Raw genomic sequence first — 6,994 nt, 5'->3', positions numbered from 1 at the left:
ATCTTCATAAGTTAATTTCATAATAAAACACCCCAAAAGTTAGATTTTTTCTGTCTAACTTTTGGGGTGCAGTTCAATCAATCTATAGGGGTTGTTTATATTTCCTTGGATCCAGAAATCTTATACCATGCTGTGGATAATACCCGAGGTCATATCCCGATGGCTGTTACTGTGACATCGCCTTTTGATACGGAGATTTTTCATATTGGTGAGAGAGTCAATAGGGAGCATGAAAACTGGTTTGTTAGTGTGACCTCTCATGGCTATCAGGTTCAGGTGGCAGTTCCTAAGAACTTTGTTTTACAAGGAACAGTGACCAGCTCTGCTTTGATTGTGGGCTTAAGCCTTCTCTTTATTGTTATTCTCTATCTGACTTTGAGGAAGACCTTTGCTAATTACCAAAAGCAGGTAGTGGATTTGGTGGATTCCATTCAGACTATTGCCCAAGGACAAGAAGGTCTTCGCATTGACACGCTTGAAAAGGATCAGGAATTGCTCTTAATCGCAGAGACCACCAATGATATGTTGGATCGCTTGGAAAAGAATATCCATGATATTTATCAGTTGGAGCTTAGTCAAAAAGATGCCAATATGCGAGCCTTACAGGCGCAAATCAATCCTCATTTTATGTATAATACGCTGGAATTTTTGCGCATGTATGCAGTTATGCAGAGTCAAGATGAGTTAGCAGATATCATTTATGAATTCAGTAGTCTCTTGCGTAACAATATTTCCGACGAAAGAGAAACTCTTCTCAAGCAGGAATTGGAATTTTGCCGTAAATACAGCTATCTCTGCATGGTTCGCTATCCCAAGTCCATTGCCTATGGTTTCAAGATAGACCCAGGGTTAGAAAATATGAAGATTCCTAAGTTTACCTTGCAACCGCTGGTAGAAAATTATTTCGCGCATGGTGTTGACCATAGACGAACAGATAATGTGATTAGCATCAAGGCTCTTAAACAGGATGGTTTTGTAGAAATTTTGGTGGTCGATAATGGCCGTGGAATGTCGGTTGAAAAACTGGCAAATATTCGAGAAAAATTAAATCAGAGACATTTTGAACACCAAGCCAGTTACAGTGATCAAAAGCAGTCTATCGGGATTGCCAATGTCCATGAGCGTTTTGTGCTCTATTTTGGAGACCGCTATGCCATTAGTGTAGAGTCTGCAAAGCAAGCAGGTGTTCAGTATCGTATTACAATTCAAGATGAGTAGAAAGGGAGAAAATGTATAAAGTATTATTAGTAGATGATGAGTACATGGTGACAGAAGGTCTGAAACGTTTGATTCCCTTTGATAAGTGGGATATGGAGGTCGTCGCAACAGCCAGTCATGCCGATGAAGCCCTAGAATATGTTCAGGAAAATCCTGTCGATGTGGTCATTTCCGATGTCAATATGCCCGACAAAACAGGGCTTGATATGATTCGGGAAATGAAAGAAATCTTACCAGATGCTGCCTATATCCTACTTTCAGGTTATCAGGAGTTTGATTACGTAAAAAGAGCTATGAACCTTAGTGTGGTGGACTATCTGGTCAAGCCTGTTGATAAGGTAGAGTTGGGAAATCTGCTGGAGAAGATTGCAGGTCAGCTCGGCGAGAGAGGAAAGAAAAGTCAGACCCTTAGTCAAGATTTAGACGAGGCTGGATTTGCTAGTTATCTAGGAGGTAAGGAGAACTGGTGGATAGGCCTATCCAAGGAAAAACAAGGCTCCTTCACCATTCCCTACTATGTCTTGGGGCAAGACTGGCAGATTTTCATTTCTGACCAACCCCTAGATGGTTTAGTCGTTACCCCTTTTGAGACTCCTTATCAAGAACACTTTGAACGCTGGAAGCTGAATGCTGAGAAAGCCCTCTTTTACGGCTCTGTAAATCTAAAACAGTCTCAGAGTCTCTTTGCCTATTACGAACCGATTTATAGGGTTATCATTCAGGGGAACCTCAATCAAATCGTGGAAGAGTTAAACCTCTTGGAGAAGGTGGTTCTTGAAAATACACCCCGTGTTCCGATTACCAAACAGCTTTTTATCCAGTTTGTCATGGATGTCTTTCACTTGTTTGAACACCTCAAAGCTGATGATATGACGGACATTGTCAAAACCATTCATGCTATTCAATCCTTCGATGAATTGGTTCCTTATATCAAGGAAACTCTGACCCGCTTTTTTGGGCAATATCGCATGAATGAAAATGTGGTCAGTGTACTGGAAGTCATTGGGCGTGATTATCAGAAAGAACTTTCGCTCAAGGATATCAGTAAGGATCTTTTTATCAATCCTGTCTATCTAGGTCAGTTGATTAAGCGAGAAACCAATTCGACTTTCGCAGAGTTACTAAACAAACAACGCATTAAGGCTGCCCAACAACTCTTGCTTTCGACTAGTGACAGTATCGAAGATATTTGTTATGCTGTTGGTTACAGTAACGTGGGATATTTCTATAAAGTGTTCCGAAAATTGTGCGGAAAATCGCCAAAAGCCTACCGAAAACAGGTAGAAACTATACTATAAGATTTGTATTCCCTTACAAAAGGTGCTATAATATCAATAATAATATCAGGAGGTTCTATCATGAAAAAGAAACCGATTTATCTATGGGTCTTGCTAATCTTGTCTGCTCTTATTTCAGCTACGTCTCTGTTTGGAATGTTGAGTCCCTTACCTAGCAAAGAAGCCCTTCGTGCCGCTCAGAAACAAGTTGCAGGGGTCAGTGCTCAGCAATTAGAAGACAACATCAATTACACCTATAGAGTAGCAGAATCAACTCATTCTATTTTTAATATGGCCTTGATTGTGCTATCTGCTATTTTAGTTGTAGTAGCGATTGTCTTCCTTATTCGTAAGAATTTGCAATATGCAAACTATACTTATGTCGGCTATGTTTTGCTAGCCATTATTGGTTCGATTTATGGCTATGTTAGTTTACAGGACGCTGTGCAGTTAGTTCACGATGAGACCATGCGTTTAGGGATAAGTGTTATTTCACAAGCCGTTAGCATTCTCTCTATCGTCATCAATGTTCTCTTCCTAGCCCTTGTTTTCTATAAGATTTGGCGTCAACAGAAAGCCTTGGCTGAAGAAGAGGAAACAGAAGAACTTGCCTAAGTATTGACAAAAAAGAACTATCAAGTTACAATCTTGATAGTTCTTTTCGATTATATAAAATGATGGAGGTACATATGAAGACAATTTCTTTAGTTTATATTAGTCTGAGTGGCAATACTGAAAGTTTTGTGACGCGCTTGAAAGACTATCTCTTGTCCCAGTACGAGGGAATTGAGGTTCAAAAGATTCATATCAAGGATTTGGTCAAAGAAGGTCAAGATTTCTATGAAATGGATCATCCCTATGTCGCTTTTTTGCCGACTTACCTAGAAGGTGGGAATGGCGTGGATAACGGAGATGTCGAGATTTTGACGACACCAGTGGGAGATTTTATCGCCTATGGTAACAATGCTAGTAAGTGTTTTGGCGTAGTTGGTTCAGGAAATCGTAACTTTAATAACCAATACTGCCTGACAGCCAAGCAATATAGTCAACGCTTTGGTTTCCCTGTCTTGGCTGATTTTGAAATGCGAGGCATGCTGGGAGATATCAAACATGTCGCAGCGATTATCGCGGATTTGTATGAGTTGGAAGAGGCTGGGACAAAAGTCTAACCTTAAATATAAAAAGCGAACAAAACGAGTTATCTGAAACTTAGAATACTGTTTTGTTCGTTTTTTTGTCTAACCTATCGATTTTATACTCAATGAAAATCAAAGAGCAAACTAGGAAGCTAGCCGTAGGCTGTACTTGAGTACGGCAAGGCGAAGCTGACATGGTTTGAAGAGATTTTCGAAGAGTATTAAAATTTTATAATAAAGAATTTCCAAAATCAAAATTTTTTTGTCTCAGCCTCTTTTTACTATCCTAGGCAGTTTTATCAGAACTCTTACTTTCTATGCTCCAAGAGTTGATTGATATGGTCTACTTTTTTTGATGCTCTTTTATAGGAAATAGTCCAAATGATGAGGTAGACAATCGCAAACTCGATAATGAGTTGGAGGTAGAAATTCCAGTGGAAGGGGAACCAACCTGCTAGGGTTGCTAATGGGATAAAGCCTACTAGCATAAGGAAGAAATGGGTCAGAGTTGCACGGAGCAAGCTCCAGTCACGGCTGAATAATCGCTTGCCAAAGTTGAAGAGAATACCGATGACTGCCCAGATCAGTGTGCAGTAGAGCAAGACCAGGGCACCGTGAATCTGATGTTGGGTCATCACTTGGCCGATGAGAGAGTCGGAACTTAGTGGAGCGTAGGTATTTGGTGCATAAATGAGTGAAAAGATGATAGAGAGGATGAGGCCGATGAGGACACCAGTAGCTGCGTCGTGGAAGATTTGTTTTTTCATAGTTCTAATTTCTCCTTGATGGTTTTTAGATAACGGCGTGAAGAGTAGGTGAAGCTTTCGTTTTTCAAGAAAATTTCTACTAGGCCGTTGGGGGTGAGCTTGAGATGAGAGATGGAATCGATATTGACGATTTCAGATTGGGAAATTTGGATAAAAGTTGTTGGCAGAATTTCAAGGACCTGATAGAGTCGCAAATCAATGCTGTAGGTCTGACTCGCTGTTTCTGCTAGAACCTTCCGATTCTCGACATAGAAGCGTTGAATCTTGCCAATCTCAACGAGATAGACCTGATTATCGATTTTCCCTTTGATTTTTTCTGTTAGATCCAGATTTTCTGCGAACTCGATGACTTTCTGGACTTTCTTGGTTTCTTGAGGTGCTTGAACAATCAGCTTTTCCTCTTCGTAAGTTTCACTAATCTGTAGTTCTACTTTCATAAATTTCTCTCCTTGTTTTTTATACAAAATTGTGATCACTTCCTGTATATCTTTATTAAACACTATTTTCCAGCCCCTTGCAAGGGAGTTTGTCTATGTGGAGGGATTTGGTTTCTATGTGGTGCTTGTTTTTCTGTCCTTTCTGAAATATGGTATAATAGCACTAATCAATTTCTAGAAAAATAGATACGGAAAGGGGCTGAAAGATGTCTCATATTATTGAATTGCCAGAGGTGCTGGCAAACCAGATTGCGGCTGGAGAGGTCATTGAACGTCCTGCCAGTGTGGTCAAAGAGTTGGTAGAAAATGCCATTGATGCGGGCTCTAGTCAGATTATCATTGAGATTGAGGAAGCTGGTCTCAAGAAGATTCAAATCACAGATAATGGTCAAGGAATTGCCCACGATGAAGTAGAATTGGCCCTGCGTCGTCATGCGACCAGTAAGATAAAAAATCAAGCAGACCTCTTTCGGATTCGGACGCTTGGTTTTCGAGGTGAAGCCCTGCCCTCTATCGCTTCTGTCAGTGTCTTAACTTTGTTGACAGCGGTGGATGGTGCCAGTCATGGGACCAAGCTCGTCGCGCGTGGGGGTGAAGTTGAGGAAGTCATACCAGCGACTAGTCCTGTGGGGACCAAAGTTTGTGTGGAGGACCTCTTTTTCAACACGCCTGCTCGTCTCAAGTATATGAAGAGCCAGCAAGCGGAGCTGTCTCATATCATTGATATTGTCAACCGTCTGGGCTTGGCCCATCCTGAAATTTCGTTTAGTTTAATCAGTGATGGCAAGGAGATGACGCGGACAGCTGGGACTGGTCAATTGCGCCAAGCTATCGCAGGGATTTACGGTTTGGCGAGTGCCAAGAAGATGATTGAAATTGAGAATTCTGACCTAGATTTCGAAATTTCAGGTTTTGTGTCCTTGCCTGAGTTAACTCGGGCCAATCGCAATTATATCAGCCTCTTCATCAATGGCCGTTATATAAAGAATTTCCTGCTCAATCGTGCAATTCTAGACGGCTATGGTAGTAAGCTTATGGTAGGCCGTTTTCCACTGGCTGTCATTCACATTCATATCGACCCTTATCTAGCGGATGTCAATGTGCACCCAACCAAGCAAGAAGTGCGGATTTCCAAGGAAAAGGAACTGATGACCCTGGTTTCAGAAGCTATTGCAAACAGTCTCAAGGAACAAACCCTGATACCAGATGCCTTGGAAAATCTTGCCAAATCGACCGTCCGCAATCGTGAGAAGGTGGAGCAAACTATTCTCCCACTCAAAGAAAATACTCTCTACTATGAGAAAACTGATTCGTCAAGATTTAGTCAAGCTGAGGTAGCTGATTATCAGGTGAATCTGACTGAAGAGAAACAGGATTTAACCCTGTTTGCCAAGGAAACTTTGGAGCAGCTGACTAAGCCTAGCAAACTCCATTTTGCGGAGAGAAGGCCTGCTAATTATGACCAACTAGACCATCCAGAGCTAGATTTAGCCAGTCTTGATAAGGCTTATGACAAGCTGGAGCGAGAAGAATCTTCAAGCTTCCCAGAGTTGGAATTTTTCGGGCAAATGCATGGAACCTATCTCTTTGCCCAGGGGAGAGATGGGCTTTACATCATAGACCAGCATGCGGCTCAGGAACGGGTTAAGTACGAGGAGTACCGTGAAAGTATTGGCAATGTTGACCAGAGCCAGCAGCAACTCCTAGTGCCCTATATTTTTGAATTTCCCGCAGATGATGCCCTTCGTCTCAAGGAAAGAATGGCACTGTTGGAGGAAGTTGGGGTCTTTCTAGCAGAGTACGGAGAAAATCAATTTATCTTACGTGAACATCCTATTTGGATGGCAGAGGAAGAGATTGAGTCAGGCATCTATGAAATGTGTGACATGCTCCTTTTGACCAAGGAAGTTTCTATCAAGAAATATCGAGCAGAGCTGGCTATCATGATGTCCTGCAAACGGTCTATCAAGGCCAATCATCGTATCGATGACCATTCGGCTAGACAACTCCTCTATCAACTTTCTCAGTGTGACAATCCCTATAACTGTCCCCATGGACGTCCTGTTTTGGTGCATTTTACCAAGTCAGATATGGAAAAGATGTTCCGACGTATTCAGGAAAATCACACCAGTCTCCGTGAGTTGGGGAAATATTAAACT

6 protein-coding genes and 1 pseudogene are annotated in these 6,994 nt (G+C 41.6%); 5 read left to right on the top strand and 2 right to left on the bottom strand.

The window, feature by feature from the left end; genetic code table 11:
- Positions 1–75: 75 nt before the first annotated feature.
- The 4 genes and pseudogenes from OCF96_RS08130 to nrdI form a co-directional block, all read left to right on the top strand.
- Positions 76–1,218 (top strand): annotated as a pseudogene (locus tag OCF96_RS08130) (sensor histidine kinase); the annotation flags it as partial.
- An 11-nt stretch (positions 1,219–1,229) separates the two neighbouring features.
- Positions 1,230–2,516: a response regulator transcription factor gene (locus OCF96_RS08125; RefSeq protein ID WP_261446882.1), complete on the top strand. Its 1,287-nt coding sequence runs from the start codon at positions 1,230–1,232 to the stop codon at positions 2,514–2,516.
- A gap of 60 nt (positions 2,517–2,576) precedes the next feature.
- Positions 2,577–3,110, top strand: a complete 534-nt coding sequence (locus OCF96_RS08120) for an ABC transporter permease (RefSeq protein WP_261446881.1) — start codon at positions 2,577–2,579, stop codon at positions 3,108–3,110.
- Between the two features lie 74 nt (positions 3,111–3,184).
- Positions 3,185–3,664, top strand: a complete 480-nt coding sequence (gene nrdI / locus OCF96_RS08115; protein ID WP_261446880.1) for a class Ib ribonucleoside-diphosphate reductase assembly flavoprotein NrdI — start codon at positions 3,185–3,187, stop codon at positions 3,662–3,664.
- 275 nt (positions 3,665–3,939) lie between these two features.
- Here the strand turns inward: nrdI and OCF96_RS08110 are convergent, their stop codons facing one another.
- Together OCF96_RS08110 and OCF96_RS08105 are read right to left on the bottom strand one after the other, a co-directional pair.
- Positions 3,940–4,398 carry a DUF3021 domain-containing protein gene (locus OCF96_RS08110; protein WP_261446879.1) on the bottom strand — a complete coding sequence of 153 codons (459 nt, stop codon included), beginning with the start codon at positions 4,396–4,398 and terminating at the stop codon, positions 3,940–3,942.
- Complete coding sequence (locus OCF96_RS08105) at positions 4,395–4,835, bottom strand: LytTR family DNA-binding domain-containing protein (protein WP_261446878.1); 441 nt, start codon at positions 4,833–4,835, stop codon at positions 4,395–4,397. The genes OCF96_RS08110 and OCF96_RS08105 overlap by 4 nt, the downstream gene beginning before the upstream one ends.
- Positions 4,836–5,041: 206 nt before the next feature.
- Between OCF96_RS08105 and mutL the strand changes: the two genes are divergently transcribed.
- Positions 5,042–6,991, top strand: coding sequence for a DNA mismatch repair endonuclease MutL (mutL, locus tag OCF96_RS08100; RefSeq protein WP_261446877.1), 1,950 nt, complete (start codon positions 5,042–5,044; stop codon positions 6,989–6,991).
- Positions 6,992–6,994: the final 3 nt, after the last annotated feature.

This window comes from Streptococcus mitis, from assembly GCF_946190065.1.
GTDB lineage: Bacteria > Bacillota > Bacilli > Lactobacillales > Streptococcaceae > Streptococcus > Streptococcus mitis_DE.
This window is presented reverse-complemented; position numbering and strand designations above follow the sequence as displayed.